Source organism: Paenibacillus taichungensis, from assembly GCF_047302525.1.
In the GTDB taxonomy this organism is placed as follows: Bacteria; Bacillota; Bacilli; order Paenibacillales; family Paenibacillaceae; genus Paenibacillus; species Paenibacillus taichungensis_B.
In genome coordinates, this window is sequence record NZ_CP168020.1 from 69055 (window position 1) to 87670 (window position 18616).

The window sequence follows — 18616 nt, forward strand, 5'->3', positions numbered from 1 at the left end:
ATGAAGAAAAGGATTCGCAATTGGTTTACATTAACGGTTAAGAAACGTCTGATCGCTTCGTTGCTCTTGTTCCTGATTGTACCGAGCATTAGCGTGGGATGGTTGTCTTATTTAAAAGCAGCAGACCAGGTCAAGGAAGAAATCATTCATTCTGCACAGGCTAAAACGGAAATGCTCAGTCTGCAGATTACTCAAATGCTGGATATGGAGAAGGATAACGCAGCACAATTTGCAGCGGGTATTACTTCAACAGATATTATCAATAAATCGCCAGCTGTTCAGAGACAAATGGATCGTATGTCCAAGGCTCACAAAGAATTGGGTGTAATAACAGCAGGCGCTGAAGATGGCAGCTGGATGAAATCCCCTGATCCCGGACAGCAGATCTATGATCCACGGGAACGCAGCTGGTATACGATGGGCATGTCACAGGATGAACCAATTATCTCGGACACGTTCCAGTCGGTAACCACGGGTGAATGGGTTGTCACCGCCGCTGCCAAGCTGGCCGATGGTAAAGGGGTAATTGGAGCCAATGTAAGTCTCAATCATTTGAAAGAATCCGTTGATAAGATACATATTGGTGAAAAGGGAAAACTGTATATGCTGGATAACGGCGGAAAGTTTCTATTCCATTACAATATCGAATCCGGTGTGCAGTCCAATGAGAGCTACATTAATGAGATGTATACAAAAGACCAAGGAACTGTAAAGTACACGTATGATGGACAAGAGTTGGAAGCCGTATTCTATACGAATCCCGAAACGGGCTGGAAAATTGTCGGTGAGATGGTTCCTTCTGAAGCGGCAGATGCGGTAAGACCGATCCTGATCCGTGCCTACACTCTGGTAGGAACCTCGTTGATCATTGGTATTATTCTGCTTGTGTTCATTATTCGCAGTATTCACCGTCCATTGTTGCAACTAACGCAAGCAGCATCCAAAGTAAGCGCGGGTGATCTGACAGTTCGTGTAGGTTTACAGCGCCGTGACGAGTTTGGACAACTCGGGGCAAGCTTCGATACCATGACCTCTTCGCTACGTAACGTTCTGGGCGAAGTACATGATACATCGAGCCAGCTAGCAGCATCTTCTGAGGAGCTTATGGCGAGTTCTGAACAGACATCCAGAGCAACTGAACAGGTTGCTGAATTGATGCAGGATGCAGCGTCAGGAACGAACAAACAAAACGCCAGTCTTGCTGCAACGGGTCAACTCGTCAGTGAAATGTCTATAGGGGTCAAAGAAATCTCATCGAGTGCTGAAGACACTGCTCGCATAGCTGTAGAAGCATCTTCCAAGTCCGAAGCGGGTATGGTTACGGTGGAAGAGGCGGTTGCTCATATTCAGAAGGTGAATAATGAGAGTGAGGCCATGGCTGCTGTCATTCAGGATCTTCGAGCGAAAAATGAAGAGATTGTTGAGATTGTGGCCGAGATTACCAACATCGCCAAACAGACCAATATCCTTGCCTTGAACGCATCCATTGAAGCTTCAAGAGCAGGTGAACAAGGTCGAGGCTTTGCTGTCGTAGCCAATGAAGTAAAATCGCTAGCCAACAATTCGGGCAGTGCTGCCGAACGTATTAATGAACTTATGCGTGAGATGCAAGAGAAAACAAATGCGGTACAGTCTACCTTTGCCCTTACAGGAGAAGGCATGATTAAAGGTACGCAAATGATTACGGAGGCGGGAGAGGCCTTCCAAAATATCCGTAGTGCCGTGCAGTTGGTTGCTGCACAAGCTGGAGAAGTGTCGGCAGCTTCCCGTCAGATTGATGGAGGCATGAGTCATGTGTCCAAGGAAGTGAACGACACCATTGAATTATCCAATCAGATTGCTTCAGGAACCGAGGATGGTTCAGCTGCTGCTCAGGAGCAGCTCGCTACAATGGAAGAGGTTGCAGCTTCTTCTGCGGCATTGTCCCGTATGGCTGAAGATCTGCAAAGCATGATTGAGAAATTCAAGTTATAGTTCAATAGCATTTCTCGAAGGAGACTGTGGGGTTGTGACCCTTCAGTCTTTTTCTCGTTGGTGTTATTCGTTAATCAACGGTTTATGAAGACTCGAAACTCATCTGTTCTGTAAAAGTGAATCTGTCTCTCCCTGAATGTCTCATCCTGTGGTATATTTCTAAATTAAAAGTATTCCGCAAGATGTGGATGACATGGAAAGGGGATGAACCGGATTTGGATAAATCCATACCACTGACATCCGGGCCTGCAAATACCGAAGAGGTGCTGGATGATGCTTCATTTATGCAAGGGGTTAAGGACTGTATCCCAACACTGCTTGGATATTTAAGTATTGGGTTTGCAGCGGGTGTCATTGAAATGACGGCAGGCTTAAGTTTGGCGGAAACGGCTCTGCTCAGTCTGATTGTATACGCTGGATCGGCCCAGTTTATTGCCGCAGGCATGCTTGCCTCGAGTGGTTCAGCGACTGCTATCATTTTCACCATATTCTTCGTGAATCTTCGCCATCTGTTGCTGAGTGCAGCTGTATCACCGTACTTTCGTCATCTGACGCCGCTTAAAAATATGTGGATCGGCTCGCTGCTTACCGACGAGTCATTTGGAGTAGCGATGACGCGAGCGATTGGCCGGAAAACGTTGAGTGAGCGCTGGATGCACGGTCTGAACATTACAGCATATCTGAATTGGTTTGTGGCGAATATGGCGGGAGCTTACTTTGGACGCTGGATAACCAATCCCGAGCGGCTTGGACTTGATTTTGCCCTGCCAGCAATGTTTATTGGTCTGGTAGTGCTTCAACTGATGCAGCGCAAAAATAAAAAATTACACATCAATGTGGCGATCATCGCCGTTGTCTGTGTAATCTTCGCCAGCATGGCTTCGCTTGGCAGCATGAGTGTCATTGTGGCTGCGGTCATTGCGGCAACGATGGGAGTAGTGATGGAACGATGGAAGTAAGGTGGGATGTATTCTGGATTATTATGGGCTCGGCTTTGTTAACGTTCATCCCGCGCGTATTGCCGCTCATGCTGTTCAGTAAAATACAGATTCCGATGTGGTTGTTACGCTGGCTTGAATATGTACCCGTGGCTGTCATGGCGGCACTGATTGGTCAGGAACTGTTTATGTCGGACAACCAGTTGGTGCCGATTATTCATAATGCGGCCCTGTGGGCAGCACTGCCTACGATTGCAGTAGCAATCTGGACACGAAGTCTGCTCGGAACCGTACTTGTCGGTATTGTTGCGATGATGATTTTGCGGTACTTGATGGGTTAATATACGGGTTCTTTATTGGATTAGGTAAATCCTTCGCTCTAACGGTTAATAATGTCCTATAGGATCGTAATAGAGCGAAGGGAGCTAAATCCATGAGTAACTCGAAGCACAGAATATTGATTACGGGAGCAGCGGGAGTCATTGGTCGCAGTCTGCTGGAGGGGCTGAGGGAAAAGGGCAAGTATGACATCGTGGCTGCAGATCTTCATGATGATCCTCAAGCAGGCATTGTAGCGATGGATGTAACGGACGGAGAACGACTTAAAGAGCTGATGCAGGGTGTTCAGACGGTGCTGCATATTGCATGGGCCAAGGATGAAGAAGATTTTCTGGGCAAAGTCCTGCCGATCAACATAACAGGGGCCTACCATGTGTATGAAGCTGCACGGTTGAACGGTGTACAGCGGGTTATTTTTGCTAGTTCAAATCATGCGACAGGGTTTTATCCAACAGGAGAGGATATCGAAGTGGATGATCCATATCGGCCAGACAGTTTCTATGGGCTCAGCAAATGTTATATAGAGCTGCTTGGGCGATATTACGTGGATAAATATGATTTGTCGTCATTCAATATTCGAATTGGCAACTTCTCGGGCGATGCACATCCGCATTCTGAGCGTTCCGCACATATTTGGATATCACCAAGAGATATGGTACAGCTTGCCGAGTGCTGCATTGAGGCGGATTCGAGCATGAAATACGTTAATCTATATGGAACTTCAGCGAATACGGACAATTATTATGATATTGGATATCTGGAACAGAAGATTGGGTACCGTCCGAAGGACGATGCGGCAGAGTTATGGGACGAAGCGAAACGTAAAGGGGCGCCGGATAAGCAGGATGAGACGGAATACCAGGGCGGAGGATATGTCGCGAAGAGCCCGAAATCCTGAAATCTTAAAGACCTGAAACGTCTCACAGACCTTGGAGAACTGCGGGTGACCTTGTAGGAAGTACAACGCGGAGAGTTAACTTAAAGCGTTTCGTCCTGAAAACGCTATTTTCTATTGCGCCCGAAAGGGATAAAATGAAGACTGAAGGTTGAGGTTTTCATTTTACATACAGGAAGGAACGGTTTTGATTATGAGTACACATTCATCCGTTATACTTTTTCAGGGAGACTCCATTACAGACGGGGGAAGATCGCGCAATGATGATCCGAATCATTTTCTCGGACATAGCTACGCGTATCTGATCTCAAGCAAACTGGGTGTGGAACTGGCAGCCAAACAGCCAACGTTCTATAACAGAGGAATTAGCGGGGACCGCGCTTCCGATCTGTATGCACGCTGGAACGAGGATACCTTTAGTCTGAAGCCGGATCTGATCAGTATTCTAATCGGTGTTAATGATGCCTGGCGCACCATGAATGGCGAACCCAGTGGAGTGACGGATCGCCTTGGCCGTGCATATCGTCATTTGCTGGAGGAGACACGCGAAGTGATGCCGAATACTGGGCTGGTTTTAATGGAGCCATTCATTCTTAAAACGGGAGCTACAGTGGAGCAATGGGATGTATGGCAGGAACGGATTGGGCATTATCAAAATCTGGTTCGTGAACTCGCCAGTGAGTTTGGAGCGATCTGGGTACCTTTGCAGGAAACGTTCAACGATGCTCTCGAACAGGCTGACGCTGCTTACTGGTTGTGGGATGGTGTGCATCCAACCGCAGCGGGTCATGAGCTTATCGCGCGTCAGTGGTTGTCTGTTGTACAGGGCAGTCCACTTAAAATTCAATAATAATGGAGCAGAGGGTCTTGTACAGATCCTGTGCTCTTTTTTACATAACAAAATAACGAAGGATTAACATAAGTGAAAATGACATATTTAGAATTTATATGTTTTAATCCCAAATGAGAGGGTAATTAAGAAGCGTAGCACACTATACTCAATACCCGATAAGGAGTGAATTCAAAATGGCACAAAATAACCAAAACGGAAAAATGAGCCGTGAAGAAGCAGGACGTAAGGGTGGAGAAGCAACCTCCAAGAATCATGATCAGGAGTTCTACCAAGAGATTGGTAGCAAGGGCGGAGAGGCAACCTCGAAATCCCATGACCGCGAATTCTATCAAGAGATTGGCCGGGAGGGCGGAAGCGCCCGTGGCAACAATGATGGAAACGATGATCAAGATGGAAAAATGAGCCGTGAAGAAGCAGGACGCAAGGGCGGACAAGCGCGGTCCCGTAATCGGAAAAACTAATCGATTGATATAGAAGCATAATATAGTTCAAGCAAACAAGGCCAGATCTCACCTGTGGAAAAGGGTGAGTCTGGCCTTGTTGTTTTGTTAAAGCTGTGCACTAAACAGGTTAGGCAATATGTGGTTCAATCGCTTGACGATAACTGAACAGGGATTCATCAATGATGGTACGCAAGAAAACGGGATCCATATCAAATAGCAGGGACTCTGCATAACGCCAGGCATTTTCCTCAATACGCAGCCGAATTCCAGCTTGCTCAGAAGCCGTAAGTGGACTATCGAGAAGGTTGGACAGATCCATCAATTCTACATCCTCGGCGTGACCCAATTCATGAGCCAGAATGACATAAATATAGGCCTGTAGCGGAGCCAGCGAGCCAAATAACATTCGACATTGCTCCATAATCTCTTTCTTGTATAAATACACGGTATGACTCCCCATGTGATATTTGCCGCCGACGAGGCGATTGTCCGGAAAATGGGATTCAATTTCGACAAGCGCGCGGCTGTTCGAGCGATGCAGCAACTCGATTACAGCCTGATTAAATAATTCATTATTCAGTATGGTTCACCTGTCCTCATAATGGAATGAAATACATATGCCATGAGTTGAGTACCGACAACCCTTTTACGAGAAAAACCTCTGAAAAGTTTCATTTATTTTCATAATTTATTTTTTTATACAACATTAATCCGAACTCCCTTCATTTTTACTAGACTATGGGCTAAAATGAAATCGGTTACAAAATTAGGGAGGAATTCTCATGACGATTCACCCTGGATTAAAGTGGACGGCTGATCATATTATTGCGGCCATGAGGCATGGAACAAGTAGTGGTAAGGAGTACATCTGTCGTTGGAAAGACAGACTGGCGGACATGTTGAATGATCCCGACTATGCTTCCTTCTGGTCAGATCTAAGAGTATATGAGCAGAAAGCGAATACGGAGAACCTGCCTGAACTATCCTTTTCCCTATATCGTCAATTCAGGGAGACAGGTGAACGCCAAGCATATGAGCTGGCATATTTCGAACGGCGCGGGAGGCTCGCTGCACTGGGATTACTTGCCGCGGCATCGCCATCAGCCGAGCGTCTACAATTGCTGGAGGACCTGATCTGGAGTGTCTGTAACGAACAAACCTGGTGTCTGTCCGCTCATGTACCTGAAGGGAAAGAAGCGGGCGCAAGACAACACATCGATCTGTTCGCTGCAGAAACAGCGCAAACGCTCTCGGAGATGATCGTCATGTTAGATGACGTTCTAGACCCACGTGTGTTGCGAATGATGCGGGCTGAGATAGAGTGCAGGATCTTCACCCCGTTGTATCGAGAGCAGCAGACATACGGTTGGGAGAACGCTGACCACAACTGGTCAGCGGTTTGCAGCGGCGGCTGTGGGATTGCGGCTCTCCTTCTGTTAGAAGATGAGCATCTTAGAGCAAAGGCAGTGCAGCAGACGATTCATTCCATGAATGCTTTTTTAAGGGGGTATGGGATGGATGGGGGATGTGCTGAAGGTATAGGTTACTGGGTTTACGGGTTCGGTTTTTATACGTATTTTGCAGAGATGCTGAGAATATTCAGTGCCGGAAAACTAGATATGCTGTCCAATCCCGAAACGAGAGCGATCGCTGCTTTCCCCGGAAATGTTCACTTGTCAGGCGGGGTGTTTGTCAATTTTTCGGATAGTCGCGAGCGGGAGACCATTCCGCCTGGCCTGCTTTCTCTTTTATCCGAGCGACAGCAGGTTCAAGTAAACTTGGAGCTTCGTATTCCGCTTCTGACAGAGGACCCCTGCCGCCGATGGGCTCATGCTTTGCGTAATATACTTTGGAGTAATCCGGCTGTGTATAGAAGGGAAAGTGAAGCAGAGTTGCCGGCAGCCCCAGTGTATCTGGAGAACCTGTCGTGGGGGATAGCCAGAGGAGTACTGGCAACGGGAGAACAAAAGGAAATGACTGCAGCCTTTGCAGTAAAGGGCGGTCATAACGCAGAGCCCCATAATCATAATGATCTGGGACACTTTATTCTTCATGGCGGAGGCGAAAACATTCTCTGTGACCCAGGTTCAGGCGAGTATACTCAGGCCTATTTCGCACCTGGGCGGGAAAGCATTTTTCAAATTGGCTCTCAGGGGCATAGCGTTCCGGTTATCGAAGGAGCGGGTCAGCATTCCGGACGGCAAGTAGAGGCGAAAGTACTGCACATCAAGCGATTATCTCCGCAGGGGATAGAGGCTGCATTTGATTTGACGTCGGCTTACCCAGATGCTCCGACACTGGCGAGGTATACCAGGCATTTGAGTTGGAACTGTCTGCCGGAAGCCTCCGAAGCGGAGCTTTTCCTTGAAGATTATTATCAGTGGCAGCAACCTTCTAAAACGTGTAGAGAAGAGCACCTGATTGAAAAGCCGCCAGTCGTTGAGTATTTTATTAGTCGAATTAATCCTGTCATACAAGAAGCATTGGTCCAGTGGGAAGGGAACAAGGCTGTAGTGACGATGCATTATGATGCTGACCTCTGGGATGCACAAGTGGAAGAGCTAGAGACAGTGGATCACGATCACCTGCCCCTAAAATTTTATCGGGCGGCATTATCCTTGCGGCAAACGGCAAATGAAGAGGAGGATCCCTGGAACCACTCCGTAAAAGAGACATGGTGCAGATTGAAATTCTTCATACATGCAAAGTAAGGACAAAAATCAGAAGTAAAGTCGAATACGGATTAATGTACCGGGAACCTGAAAACGACTCGAACCAATTCAATCCCAGATGGAAGTTGGGATCGGAAATGAGGGTGATTTGTTTTGTTAGCGTATACATCGGATTCAGCATATCCATGGAAAAGTGAACTGGAAAGATTCCGAACAGATGCAGAGCAGGCCAATCTTGCAGAACCTAGCGGATGGGATCGATCGCGTAAAATAGCACTTATCGAAGACATTGTACGTGCCTACTCAGTATATCAGCAGGAGAACGGTGCCGTTGTGGACCCCTTCTCTGGCCGCGAACGCTATTATTCCACCCCCGCTTATGCGTTTGCAGCTGCGGTCCTGGTAAAAGAGGGGAGAACTGATCTGCTCTCTTCAGCTTCGGCAGCTCTGACCCACAGTATCTCACTGGTTGTTCGTGGCGAGGTTCCGGACAATCATGCCGACTTCTTTCCCATACTTATGCTAAGAGCCTACGTGCTGCTCCAGCCGCTGATGCCTGAACAAGCGACTCAATGGGCAGCGGGGCTGAAACAGATTCAACCGGAAGAAACGTATGTATTTACAATGTCCAAAATGAATAATCCGAACCGGATGATTAACTGGAATGCCATCATGATCTCGGGTGAATATCTTCGCTACCGCGAGCAGTTGGCGAGTGAAGGGATCGAATGGATGGATCAGTACCTGAAGAGATACCATCTGCCGCGTTTCACAGGGCTGGGCCTGTATCAGGATGGTCCGCTCGATCGGCCAAATAGTCCACTCGCGTATGATATTGCTACCCGCTACCACCTGGGTGTCATGCTGGATGCCGGATATGACGAGAGCTGTGCGTCTTCACTGGATGAGTCCATCCGGCGCGGGGCGTTCACTTCGCTTCTGACGTTATCACCGCTGGGCGAGATCCCTCCGCGAGGACGCAGCTCACAGCATCAATGGAATGAAGCTGCGGCTGCGTACGTGTTCTCCAGTCATGCCTCAGCTGCGAAGCAGATCGGTGATCCCATTATGGCAGGCGTATTTGCGCGTGCAGCCAATCTGTGTTTTGAAGCCGTGGATCGGTGGAAAAGGGAGGACGGCCGCTTGAATATCGTTCGGAATCGCTATGCTCCGGAAGTTCGCCACGGATACGAGATATATACCAACCATACGTGTTATAACCTGTGGACGGTTGCGGCACTAGCCAATGCGTACCTGTGCGATCCCGGGGATGAAGTGGCTGAATTGCCTATTCCGTCCGAGATTGGTAGTCGAGTCCTTCAAATGGATGGCTGGTTCGAGACGATCACGGCTTCAGTACCGGGCCAGCAAATCGTATTACATACGGCTCTGAATGATCCATATACGGTGCCCGGATTGGTGCGGATTCATCAGCAGGGGCTTCCGGGACTCATTGGTCCCGCTGCTGCTGGACATGCCGAGTCTGGATTCACTGAATTTTCGGAGGGGGAAACGAAGGCGATCAGTTATTGTCCAGCCTGGCGAACACCGGATGGACAGTGGTATTGCTTGTCCGCAGGTATTCCTTCCGGTTTCGAATATGATCGGGATGCAGGGATCAACCCTTCCGATGGCGGGGGAGCCGTCGTTTTCAACGTAATAAAGGATCAGGCGCAGGAAACCAACACATTCACAGTAGACTGGGTCGGCCCACTGGTCGGATTACAGGCACTTCGAACGGTCTATACGCAGCAACCGGGTTTGTTAACGGTCACATATGAGTTCGAGGGAGAGATTGAAGCGGCCGGAGCGGTCATTCCGCTGATGTTCAGCGACGGTGAGGAGCAGGCTGTCATCACAGTCTCCGGTGATCATGTTCGCAGTGAGTTCTGTGGAGCCTACGTGGAATCAACCGTGCTTGATGAAGGAGCAGAAATTCACCTTCAAGACCATATGGTGGCTTCTCGCAATGGGGTGTTAAAGGAAGCTCGAATGATAGTGAGCGGCAGTCAAAAGATTACGTTTACGGTTCGTCTGGGCAAATGAGGCGAGGCCACTAAATAATATATGAAGAGACGTAACGTGAGCGCAAGGAAATGGATACGAAAAGGATCTGAAAAGAGGAGGCAATGCTCGTGAATACATCAACATCGGTAACTTGGGTTGAAGAAGCATGGCGGCAGGGAGCGGCCAAAATCATTCGCAATGCGCATCGCATCAAGGATACATTTCCGCACACCGCCCCGAAGGGAATGTATGACCGGAATGATCCCGAATGGTGGACCGCCGGCTTCTGGCCAGGGCTGTTATGGCTTGTCTATGGCGAGTCGCCGGAAAACGAAGCAGTCGCTCCGTTATCCCGCATTGCCGAAAGTTGTGAGCGGCAATTGGAAGGTTGTCTGCGTGATCCTGAATCGGTGGATCACGATCTTGGGTTCATCTGGCTGCTTAGTGGCGTAGCCAACTACCGCCAGACAGGCAGCGCTGACGGACGGCGGCGGGGAATGCTGGCCGCCAATCTGCTCGCTGCCCGCTTCAACGTGCGCGGTGAATTCATCCGCGCCTGGAACTTCAGCTCGTCAACCATGGATACGCGCGGCGTAGCCATCATTGACAGCATGATGAACCTGCCGCTGCTCTACTGGGCATCCGAGCAGAGCGGCGACCCTCGCTTCCGCTGGCTGGCGGAAGCACATGCGGACACCGTGGCGCGCGAATTCGTCCGCACTGACGGGTCCATCTGCCACGTGGTGGAGTTCGACCCACTCACGGGGCAGAAGCTGCAGGAGCATGGCGGGCAGGGCCATGCTCCAGGTTCCGCCTGGGCGCGGGGTGCCGCCTGGGCCTTGCACGGGTTTGCGCTGTCTTTCCGGTATACGGGCGAAGCCCGCTATCTGGAGACAGCGGAGCGGGCGGCCGATTTCTTCCTCGCCATGCTTGGCGAAGAGATCGTGCCGGTGTGGGATTTCCGCGCACCTGCCGAGCATCAGGTGGCGTGGGACTCGTCCGCTTCGGCGATTGCCGCAAGCGGCCTGTTGGAGCTGGCGAAGCTGTCGCCGCGCGGCGAGGAATATGCAGCCGCGGCAGAGCGTATCCTCCGCGGACTGCATGAGAACTATAGCTCCGGTGAGACAGCAGCGGAAGAAGGTCTGATCATGCAGGGCACTGTGCATTATCCAGAGGGTCGTGGCTTGAATGTGCCGATTATATACGGCGATTATTTCTATATGGAGGCGCTGGCCAAGCTACGTGGCCGTCCGGGTTTATTTTAGAGAAACTAGAATTAGGAATGTCACACTTCAAGCGGCGAGTATGAGTGAGGGGCATGAGTATAAGACCCACCATACAGCCGTTCGAGTGTGCCTGCCTCCTAGTGGGAAAGGGTATTCCTGTCTTGGAGGCGGAGCACACTCTCGGTATCAGTCCGTTTTATTTTCGATGCCGGGTGTGCGTCTTAAGATGACAAAGTCGGCCGAGGACTGATCGGGATATCGCTGAGGAATAATTTCATGTACTTTGAATTCGGGATAGTCGAACAGATAATCAAAAATATTTCGGTCCTGAATGGTGCTAACCCCTGGATTACCGTTTTCTTTCAAACGAGTGTACAACACAACCCACCCTGACGTAGAGTGCAGAATGTCGTAGAGAGTATTGCGAAAATCCGTTTCATCCGTAATATGATAGAGCACATCCAGACAGACGGTGAGATCAGCTTGCAGGAAACCGCGATTAATCCATAGACCGGGTGTATATAACATGAAACTCTTGGAGGTATCGTTAGCAAACTTGGAGGCGCATAGACGCACCGACGAGGCGGCTACATCGACACCTAGATACGTAGTATAGTTCATATATTGCAGTTGATTGCCATCCCCGCATCCAAATTCAATGACACTGGAAATACCCTCACGCTGAATCAGTCCATTTACCACCTCTGCCTTGAATTCAGCCAATACGCCATACGAGCCCCTTCCGGATGTCTCACCTGAGCTATACGTTTGTTCCCAGTATCCTTTGTAGTCAAAAGGCTGACTCATGTTTCTCCCCCGATCATATAAATGAATTCAAAATAGTGACTATACATAGGTTATGCGTAATATTTGAGGGTATGAATCATTGAATTTTGGAGGAATCACTGAATGAATTCCCACTAATTTTCCTGAAAATTCCCTGAAAGTCTAAACATCTGGAAAGAACTTGCCGACATTAAACCTAAGGAACAAAATGATAAGAATCGGGGGGAAATGATGTTAAAGCCAAGATTGACCAAGTGCATGGTGATGATGCTGGTATTGGTGCTGAGTATTTCCAACGTAGGCTTGGCCGCTGCGGCAGATAAAGAACTGTCCAAAATTGTAGTTTCCAAAAATGAGCTGTCGCTCGAAGTGGGTGATTCCAGTTCGGTTACGGTGACAGGAGTATATACCGATAATACATCGGCTAACGTAACAATCAGTTCTTCCTGGAGTAGCAGTGATACTTCGATAGCGACTGTATATAATGGTGCCATTACTGCCAAAAAGGAAGGTACGGCAACCATTACAACTTCGTATCTGTCTCAAAGTCAAACGGTTCAGGTGAATGTAACCAAAAAGGTCAAAGCCCTTTCCAAAAACGTGCAGTCGTTGGACTTGCGCACAGGGGATAGCAAAGACATTATTTTGACGGCAACTTACAGTGATAATACGACGAATGCAGATGCATCCAAAGTTGCTGAGTGGTCATCCGATGACGAGAAAGTGGCAACGGTTGTGAATGGTAAAGTTACTGGACAAAGCGCCGGTACAGCTGTCATCACAGGTAAAGTCGGCAGTCAAAGTGTGACTGTGGATGTTAACGTTGAGGTTGTTAAACGTGTGGATATGGACAAAAAGCAGGTCAATCTGCTGTTGAACAAAAGTGAAACTGTAAAATTGACAGCTACCTATCCAGATGGCACAACCAAAGATGTAACGGATCTGGCAGAGTGGACGTCAAGTAATGAAAAAGTAGCAGATGTATTAAAAGGTGAAATCACAGGATACTCGGCAGGTTCTGCTAAGATCACAGCCAAATACGGAACGAAATCCGTATCGGTAGATGTGGATGTTGATCTGACAAGCAAACTGAGTGTGGAGAAACAGAGCATTTTCTTCCGTTTGAGCGAGTCCAATAAAACGGCAAATGTAGTATTGACTGCCTCTTACCCGAATAGCGCTGATGTGAATGTAACGGATCAAGCGACATGGACATCCAGCAACGAGAAGGTAGCGACGGTATTCAAGGGACAAGTTACAGCGATTGGCGCGGGTTCTACGACAATCAAAGCAACGTATAGCGGCAAAACAGTGGAAATCACGGTTGACGTTGATACGGCAAGATATCTGGATATTGCTGGTGTCGAAGATAAACTGGCTATGAGCGTTACAGGTGATAACAAAACCAAGAAACTGGTAGCCAATGCAGAATATATTGATGCAAGTACAGAAAACGTAACTTCCAAAGCAACTTGGACATCCAGCAATGCGGATGTTGTATATGTATCTGGCGGCGAGCTGATTGCTTATAAATCAGGAACAGCGACCATCACTGCGGCATACGGCGGCAAAACCGTTAAATTCACAGTGAATGTAGACGTTCCAGACAAGTATGAAATGGACAAGAAAAAAGCTTCTGTAGCCGTTGGTGGTACATTGTCTGTGAAAGTATTGGCTGTATACGGTGATACATCCAAAGACGTGTCCGAAGATGCGGATTGGAGCAGCAGCAGTGAGAAACTCGCTGAAGTGGACAGCAAAGGTGTCGTGACGGGTATTGCAACAGGTAAAGTAACCATCACAGCCAAAATTGAAGGTAAAACGTTAACTCTGCCTGTTGAAGTAGGCATGGCTAGTGGGCTGGAAGCAGATTTAAACTTTGTGGTGTTGTCCTCCAAGGAAACACAGCAAATCGTACTCACAGCTACGGATGAAGATGGTTTGACCAAGGATGTTTCATCCGATGCAACATGGAAATCAAGCAACTCCCGCGTAGCCGATGTGAAAAAAGGGGTTATCACTGCCAACAGCAGCGGTAAAGCCAATATCACGGCTGAATATGGTTCCAACAAAGTGACCATTCAGGTTGAAGTGGACGTTATCTCACGCATTGAAGCATCCGAACCGGCTCTTTCCCTGAAAACAGGTGATTCCGCTGACCTTACCGTTACTGCATATCTGAGCGATGGCAGTGAGCGTGATGTCACGGACAAAGCGGAATGGAAAACCAACAGCTACAAAGTAGCTCAGGTAACCAAAGGTAAAGTAAAAGCGACAGGTTCAGGTAAAGCAAAAATTACAGCGAAGTACGGCAGCAAGACGGTAACCATTGCAGTCGATGTAGATACACTGAAATATTTGCAAACCGATAAAGTAACCCTGACCATGAAGCCTGGTGACAAGGCAACTCTGGTTGCTACAGCAACGTATGCCGATGGCAGCGAAGCGAACGTATCCAAGCCGGCACTTTGGAAATCTTCCCGTATTGCGACAGCATCGGTGAAGGATGGCATCATCCAGGCCAATGGCAAGGGTAAAGCAACCATTACCGTGACTTATGCAGGTGTGAAAACCAAAGTAACTATAGTCGTTGAAGCGAAATAATATCTTCAGTACGAAGGTAAAACAAGCAATTCTATGTGCGGTGATGACAGCTTAAATGCTGGCATCACCGTTTTTTTATGGGAAAAATACAAGAGAACTAACAATACAAAAAAAGAAACGCCCCGGCACTTGTGCATACATCCACATTGGACGTACATCAACGTTGTTCCAGAACGTTCCTCGAATCTGAATAATGAATGAATTACATCGTATGAGACAGAACCAGCGCACCGTATGCAAAAGCAATGACGATGAGGATGGCTGGATGCAGCTTGGTCTTAGTCATGACCCAAAGCGAGATACCTGCAATGATCAGTGTCTGCCAAATGCCGATGGAATTGGTGGATACCTGACCGAATTCCCATGTAAGTAAGATCATAAGTACAGCAATAACCGGTTGTACGAGCAAGGTCATCCCTTTCACCTTTGGTGAAGTACGATGTTTGTTCAGTAAACGAAGCAGCAGAATTAACGCGACAGCCGAAGGTACAACTGTGGCAAAACTGGCGATGAATGCCCCAAACCAGCCAGCTACCTGATAACCGACAAATGCGGCTATCTTGGTCGCGATCGGACCGGGAAGTGCATTACCGATGGCAAGTACATCCCCAAATTGTTCCGTGGTCATCCACTTGTAGTGGTTGACCACTTCTTCCTGCATTAACGGAATGGAGGCGGGGCCGCCCCCGTAACCCAAGATATTGGCTACAAAAAATCCCCAAAACAATTCCCACCATGTCTGAAGCATCGCTTAGAACACCCCCTTGTCGGAATTGCCTTTGGATTTGAAACGCTGGACCACATCCAGATGGAAGACGCCATATCCGAGGAAGACGGCAATCACAATACCGGGGTGAATATCCAGCAGCTGCAACAGTACAAATGCAAGGACACCGAACAGGGCGGCAAAGGTTGTACCGAGTCCCTTCCATGCTTTCTTGGCGAATTCGTATGCCATCATGCCGAGCATAACAAAAATGACCGGGCGAACAGCTGCCACCATGCCCGCTACGATTTTCGATTCGCGCAGCGCGTACATGGAACCAAGCAGCGCAATGATGGCGATGCTCGTCGGCAAAATGTGGGCCAGGACGGACACAATAGCACCCAGCACGCCCTTCGTTTTATACCCGAGATACGCGGCCATCTTGGTCGCAATGGGACCAGGCAGAGCGTTGGCAATGGCCAAAATCTCGCCAAACTCATCATCGCTCACCCACTTATAGCGGGTAACGGCTTCATAACGGATCAGCGGAATAACCGAGGGGCCGCCGCCATATCCCAAAATTCCGGTTCGTACCATCCCAATGACGAGACCGTTGTAATCTTTCCAACTCATGCTGATTTCCTCCTAGAGTCTCATGCCCATTCGGCTTTTATATCGTTTTAACAACAGCTGTGATTCTACCTTGACGATGCCCGGCATCTTGTAGAGCTTCTCCAGCAGGAACTGCTCCATCTCTTCCATATCTGCAAAAATACCATGCATGTGCAGGGTACTCGGGCCTGTCATATGATAGAGGCTGGTTACTGCGGGTTCTTCGTCCAGTTTCGCGGCCACTTCATCCAGAAATAACGGTTCTACATCGACATTGAAAAAGGCAGAGACCTGGAGCCCAACTTTGCCCGGATTGATAACCACGGTGAAGCGTTCAATGATTCCCTTTTCGGATAAAGCATTAATGCGGGCCTGAACGGCCACACGGGACAAACCGATCTGTGCACCCAGATCGGTGTAGGATATCCGGCTATTTTGGTGAAGGGCGGCAATGATTTTACGATCGATTGCATCCAGATTGTGCATTTGCGGGATTTCTCCCCCTTTGGAGGAGCGTTTTTCTGACATGATTGACCATCCTTTTTTTTAACTATATAGAATAAAAAATTATGATAGGATCTACGTACAATTTGTATGCAGCATTCATATTTTAATGACGAATCGTAATTGGAGTCAATATATTTATTGTAAATGTTGAATTTATCTGATTAAGAGCTTTCATTTTGTCATTTCTACCAATTGGAGATGATGAAGAGACCGAGAGGCAAGCATGAATCGGAAAAGAGACTGTTCACGGAGCATATCCGTAAACAGCCTTCTATATAAAGTACAGGTTGGAGCCAGTTAATGAACAGTTTTGGGTAGACAAAGGGTAACTACAGTTCCTTCCCCAGGCTCCGAAGATACTACTAGTGTACCTCCGGCTCCACGGGCTCGCTCCTCCATGCTAAATAGACCAACGCCGTTACCAGCCGTCGTACCGTTGAACCCCGCGCCTCGGTCCTCGATTTTCACAACGGTTGCCTCTTCCGAATCTACCACCGTCACATGAGCTTCTGACACATCGGCGTACTTGGCTACATTGGTTAACGCCTCCTGAATAATGCGGTACATGGCGATCTCCCGGTTCATCTCCAGTCGTTTTCGCAGATTACATTCTAGCTCCACTTCAATCCCGTAGTGGCGGGTATAGTTCTCGATATAAGTGCGAATGGCCGGAACGACACCAAGGTCATCCAGTACGGAGGGTCTCAGTTCCCATGCCATGCCGCGTACATCCTCCATAATGCCCGTAACTTGTTTTCGCAGTGCTTCCACGCCGGATTGGGGCTGATCAGCGAGCAGTCGATCCATCTGAATGACAAGGGAGAAGAGACTCTGTCCAATGCCGTCATGCAGCTCACGGGAGATGCGACGCCGCTCCTCTTCTTGAATGTTCATGACCTGGGTCATCATCGTCTGTAACTCAGCTTCGACCCGCTTCAACTTGGTTACCTCACTACGAACAGCCAAATACTGATAGGGCTCACCATCGTTATCGAGAAAAGGCACAATCGTTGTATTCACCCAATAATGGCTGCCATCACTGGCACGGTTACGGATTTCTCCGTTCCACACTCGCCCGGAAGAGATTGTTTCCCACAGGTTTTTCATAAAGTTCTTGCCGTGATAACCCGAATTAATGATTCGATGATCCTGGCCGATCAATTCTTCCCGATTATATTGTGAAATTTCGCAGAACTTATCGTTTACATACTGGATTTTTCCTTTGCGGTCCGTGAGGGCTACAATGGACGACTCATCCAAGGCAAATTTCAGATCACTGAGTTGATGCAGGGAACCTTTCAGTCTGCTGCGGAATTCAGTATCTGTAATGTGACTGTCGATTTCCTCTAATAATTGACGCACAGGTTGGTCGGCAAATCCGCTAAGTCTGTTTTTGCGTGTGCTACTCAAAGTTCAGCAACCCCTTTTTCATCGCAAACTTCACCAGTTCCGGTCTGGTACGAAGGCCGAGCTTCTCCATCAGATTGCTTTTGTGGGATTCGACCGTTTTGACACTGATCACCAGATGCTCAGCGATTTCCTTGTTGGCGTAACCCTTGGCAATCCAGGACAAAATCTCTTTCTCCCGCTCGGATAACGTGTCATACGGTCCAGCGTTCTCCTGCTTTGCTTTGTCCAGGTATTCACTCATCAGCCGCTTGGTCGCACTTGGGTACAGATAGGCGCTACCCTCTGCTACGGAACGAATAGCGGCAAGCAATTCTTCATGCGGCGCGCTCTTGAGAATATATCCGGATGCTCCCGCGTGGATAGCGCGGAACAGATATTCTTCATCGTCATGCATGGTCAGGATCAAAATGGAGACATCCGGCATTAATTTCTTTAATTCAGCGGTAGCTGTCAGACCGTCTTTGCCTGGCGGCATGCTGAAATCCATTAAGACCACATCCGGCTTCAGTTCTTGTGCCTTGGCAATAGCTTCATCACCATCGGCCGCGTCTCCAACAATATGTATATCATTCTTTCCGTCGAGCAGGGCGATCAGCCCGGAGCGTACGACTACATGGTCGTCGACAACTAATAATTGAATCACA

At 48.4% G+C, this 18616-nt stretch carries 17 protein-coding genes; 10 read left to right on the plus strand and 7 right to left on the minus strand.

From position 1 onward, the window contains the following. The 6 genes from ACDJ58_RS00485 (at position 1) to ACDJ58_RS00510 (ending at position 5460) form a co-directional block, all read left to right on the plus strand. On the plus strand, positions 1-1974 hold the full coding sequence (locus tag ACDJ58_RS00485) for a methyl-accepting chemotaxis protein (RefSeq protein ID WP_413374605.1): 1974 nt from the start codon (positions 1-3) through the stop codon (positions 1972-1974). A gap of 284 nt (positions 1975-2258) precedes the next feature. Continuing rightward, positions 2259-2933: an AzlC family ABC transporter permease gene (locus ACDJ58_RS00490; protein ID WP_063568035.1), complete on the plus strand. Its 675-nt coding sequence runs from the start codon at positions 2259-2261 to the stop codon at positions 2931-2933. After that, a complete protein-coding gene (locus ACDJ58_RS00495) occupies positions 2924-3253 on the plus strand; it encodes an AzlD domain-containing protein (protein WP_413374607.1) in 330 nt (109 codons plus the stop codon). The genes ACDJ58_RS00490 and ACDJ58_RS00495 overlap by 10 nt, the downstream gene beginning before the upstream one ends. A 92-nt stretch (positions 3254-3345) precedes the next feature. Next, the gene (locus ACDJ58_RS00500; RefSeq protein ID WP_413374609.1) at positions 3346-4149 is read left to right on the plus strand and encodes an NAD-dependent epimerase/dehydratase family protein; all 804 of its coding nucleotides are present in this window, start codon (positions 3346-3348) and stop codon (positions 4147-4149) included. A 190-nt stretch (positions 4150-4339) separates the two neighbouring features. Next, the gene (locus tag ACDJ58_RS00505) at positions 4340-4996 is read left to right on the plus strand and encodes an SGNH/GDSL hydrolase family protein (protein ID WP_413374611.1); all 657 of its coding nucleotides are present in this window, start codon (positions 4340-4342) and stop codon (positions 4994-4996) included. 176 nt (positions 4997-5172) lie between these two features. Then, a complete protein-coding gene (locus tag ACDJ58_RS00510; protein ID WP_413374613.1) occupies positions 5173-5460 on the plus strand; it encodes a KGG domain-containing protein in 288 nt (95 codons plus the stop codon). Between the two features lie 109 nt (positions 5461-5569). Here ACDJ58_RS00510 and ACDJ58_RS00515 read toward each other — a convergent pair whose 3' ends face one another. After that, the gene (locus tag ACDJ58_RS00515; RefSeq protein WP_413374615.1) at positions 5570-5986 is read right to left on the minus strand and encodes a hypothetical protein; all 417 of its coding nucleotides are present in this window, start codon (positions 5984-5986) and stop codon (positions 5570-5572) included. 238 nt (positions 5987-6224) lie between these two features. Between ACDJ58_RS00515 and ACDJ58_RS00520 the strand changes: the two genes are divergently transcribed. From ACDJ58_RS00520 to ACDJ58_RS00530, 3 genes are all read left to right on the plus strand, one after another. Further along, on the plus strand, positions 6225-8153 hold the full coding sequence (locus tag ACDJ58_RS00520) for a heparinase II/III family protein (protein ID WP_413374617.1): 1929 nt from the start codon (positions 6225-6227) through the stop codon (positions 8151-8153). Positions 8154-8267: 114 nt separating this feature from the next. Continuing rightward, positions 8268-10160, plus strand: coding sequence for a glycosyl hydrolase (locus ACDJ58_RS00525; RefSeq protein ID WP_413374619.1), 1893 nt, complete (start codon positions 8268-8270; stop codon positions 10158-10160). 83 nt (positions 10161-10243) lie between these two features. Further along, positions 10244-11386 carry a glycoside hydrolase family 88 protein gene (locus ACDJ58_RS00530; RefSeq protein WP_413374621.1) on the plus strand — a complete coding sequence of 381 codons (1143 nt, stop codon included), beginning with the start codon at positions 10244-10246 and terminating at the stop codon, positions 11384-11386. 147 nt (positions 11387-11533) lie between these two features. Here ACDJ58_RS00530 and ACDJ58_RS00535 read toward each other — a convergent pair whose 3' ends face one another. After that, the gene (locus ACDJ58_RS00535; protein ID WP_413374623.1) at positions 11534-12154 is read right to left on the minus strand and encodes a class I SAM-dependent methyltransferase; all 621 of its coding nucleotides are present in this window, start codon (positions 12152-12154) and stop codon (positions 11534-11536) included. Positions 12155-12361: 207 nt separating this feature from the next. Between ACDJ58_RS00535 and ACDJ58_RS00540 the strand changes: the two genes are divergently transcribed. Next, positions 12362-14737, plus strand: a complete 2376-nt coding sequence (locus ACDJ58_RS00540; RefSeq protein WP_413374625.1) for an Ig-like domain-containing protein — start codon at positions 12362-12364, stop codon at positions 14735-14737. A 202-nt stretch (positions 14738-14939) separates the two neighbouring features. Here the strand turns inward: ACDJ58_RS00540 and ACDJ58_RS00545 are convergent, their stop codons facing one another. The 5 genes from ACDJ58_RS00545 to ACDJ58_RS00565 all read right to left on the minus strand — a co-directional run bounded on the left by ACDJ58_RS00545 (position 14940) and on the right by ACDJ58_RS00565 (position 18615). Continuing rightward, entirely contained in the window at positions 14940-15485 is a 546-nt protein-coding gene (locus ACDJ58_RS00545; RefSeq protein WP_053780063.1) for a chromate transporter, read from the minus strand. A 3-nt stretch (positions 15486-15488) separates the two neighbouring features. Then, on the minus strand, positions 15489-16076 hold the full coding sequence (locus ACDJ58_RS00550) for a chromate transporter (protein WP_413374627.1): 588 nt from the start codon (positions 16074-16076) through the stop codon (positions 15489-15491). A gap of 12 nt (positions 16077-16088) precedes the next feature. After that, the gene (locus ACDJ58_RS00555) at positions 16089-16583 is read right to left on the minus strand and encodes an Lrp/AsnC family transcriptional regulator (RefSeq protein ID WP_063566298.1); all 495 of its coding nucleotides are present in this window, start codon (positions 16581-16583) and stop codon (positions 16089-16091) included. Positions 16584-16859: 276 nt separating this feature from the next. Continuing rightward, complete coding sequence (locus tag ACDJ58_RS00560) at positions 16860-17972, minus strand: PAS domain S-box protein (RefSeq protein WP_413374630.1); 1113 nt, start codon at positions 17970-17972, stop codon at positions 16860-16862. Then, complete coding sequence (locus ACDJ58_RS00565) at positions 17965-18615, minus strand: response regulator (protein WP_053780067.1); 651 nt, start codon at positions 18613-18615, stop codon at positions 17965-17967. The genes ACDJ58_RS00560 and ACDJ58_RS00565 overlap by 8 nt, the downstream gene beginning before the upstream one ends. Between the last annotated feature and the right edge of the window lies 1 nt (position 18616).